The following is a 2,304-nucleotide window of genomic DNA, read 5'->3' on the forward strand; positions in this document are numbered from 1 at the left end:
CAGCCACCGCGTCCGCCCGGTCGCGGTGCCCACCCCGCTCGACGGCACCCGGGCCGCGTACGAGGTGACCCTGATCGGCGCGGACAGCGACCACCCGGCCGCCTTCACCACCTACGTCGACGGCATCACCGGTGCGGTGCTGGTCCGCGAGGACCTGGTCGACTTCGACTCGGACAACCCGAGCTGGGCGGTCTACCCGGCCACCCCGCCCCAGGATCTCGCGCCCGGGCAGGACCCCCGGGTGCGCTGGTGCGCCGACCCCGCTCCGGGCTGCGCCGCCGCGTTCCGCGACCCGGCCACCGGCAACGCCTGGGACGTCGACAAGGCCACCGGCACGCCGACCGGCACCTCGCGCGGCAACTCGGCCAACACGGTGATTTCCTGGGGGGCGGGCAGCCCGCTGCTGCCGGCCACCGCCAGCCCCGACCGCCGCTACGAGTACCCGTTCACCGACCAGTGGCACCAGGCCCGCTGCAACCCGGCGGTGTTCACCTCCGCACAGCGCAACGACGCCGACGCCGCCATCGCCAACCTCTTCGCCATGCACAACCGGATGCACGACTGGGCCTGGCACCTCGGCTTCACCGAGGCCACCTGGAACCTCCAGGCGGTCAACGTGAGCGGGGCCGGCCTCGGCGGCGACGCCGAGCAGGGCCGCGCCCAGCAGGGCGCGCTGTCCGGCAACCGGAACAACGCCAACCAGGGCACGCCGCGCGACGGCCTGCCGCCCACCACCAACATGTACCTGTGGCAGCCGCAGGCCGGCGGGCCGTACCCGCCGTGCGTGGACGGCGACTACGACATGACGGTGATCGGGCACGAGTACACGCACGCCATCACCAACCGCATGATCGCCGGTCCGGACAGCGGCATCGGCGGCCTCCAGGGCGGCGCGATGGGTGAGTCGTGGAGCGACCTGCTCGCCGCCGAGTACCTCTACGAGCACGGCCTGCGCGCCCCCGGCCAGACGCCCTTCGTCACCGGCGGGTACGTCACCGGCAACCTGATCAGCGGCATCCGCAACTACGACTTCAGCCGCAGCCCGCTCAACTACTCCGACGTCGGCTACAACACCGCCGGCCCGGCGGTGCACGCCGACGGGGAGATCTGGAGCGCCACCAACTACCGGATCCGCTCCGCGCTGGTGAAGCGGTACGGGTCGGGCACCCCGCAGCGGCAGCTCGACTGCGCGCAGGGGAAGGTCGCCGCGGACAGCTGCCCGGGCAACCGGCGCTGGGCGCAGCTGGTCTTCGACTCGTTCCTGCTCCAGGCGGCCAGTCAGGTCAGCATGCTCGACATGCGGGACAACCTGCTGACCGCCGACCGGCTCCGCTTCGGCGGGGCCAACCAGGAGCTGATCTGGGCCGAGTTCGCCCGCTCCGGGATGGGCCGGGACGCCGCCACCAACGGCGCCACCGACACCGACCCGACGCCGAGCTTCGCCAGCCCGTACGGCGACAACGCCACGCTCACCCTGCGGCCGAAGGGGGACAGCGCCGAGGCGCCGATCCGGCTGTACGTGGGCGACTACGAGGCCCGGGCCACCCCGATCGCCGACACCGACCCGGCCACCGCCCTGCCGGACACCTTCGAGGCGGTCGCTGGCACGCACCAACTGTTGGCGGTGGCGCCCGGCTTCGGGCACCAGCGGCTCAGCGTCGTCGCCCGCGCCGGCCAGGAGGGGTACGTCGACCTGCGGCTGAGCCGCAACCTGGCGTCCACCACCTCCGGCGCGGTGATCACCGGCGACGGGGTGAACCTGGAGCGGATCGGCGACGACACCGAGAGCACCAACTGGGCGTCGCTGACCGGGGTGGCCGGGCGGGCCGTCACGGTGGCGCTGCCCGGTGGCGCCCCGCAGGTGGTCAAGCGGGTCAACGTCAGCGCCATGCTGCGCCCGGCGATCACCGGGGACCCGGACGCGGGTGGGCAGAACGCGTTGACCGCGCTGCGTTCCTTCGCCGTGCTCACCTGCAACGCGACCACCACCGACTGCGCCGACCCGGCGCGCTGGGAGCGGATCTACACCAGCGCCGGCGACGCGTTCCCGGGTGGGAAGTACCGGGCGTACACGCGGGACATCAACCTGCGGTCGTTCCCGGTGCCGACCACGCTCGCCACCCACGTGCGGCTGGAGGTGCTGGCCAGCCAGTGCACCGGCGGCCCGGCGTACGCCGGTGAGCAGGACGACGACCCGGCCACCAGCACCGACTGCGCGACCGCCAGCCCGGCGCGCGACCAGGTCCGGATCGCCGAGTTCCAGGTGTTCTCGAAGTGAACCCCGCCGGGGTCGGGTGGCGTCGC

The 2,304-nt window shown here is 73.4% G+C and carries 1 protein-coding gene; it reads left to right on the forward strand.

The window, feature by feature from the left end; all coding sequences use genetic code 11:
- On the forward strand, positions 1–2,278 hold a 2,278-nt coding region (locus tag JNW89_RS35155; protein ID WP_238452307.1), incomplete at its 5' end, for a M36 family metallopeptidase.
- Positions 2,279–2,304 lie beyond the last annotated feature (26 nt).

This window comes from Micromonospora sp. 4G55, assembly GCF_016803375.1.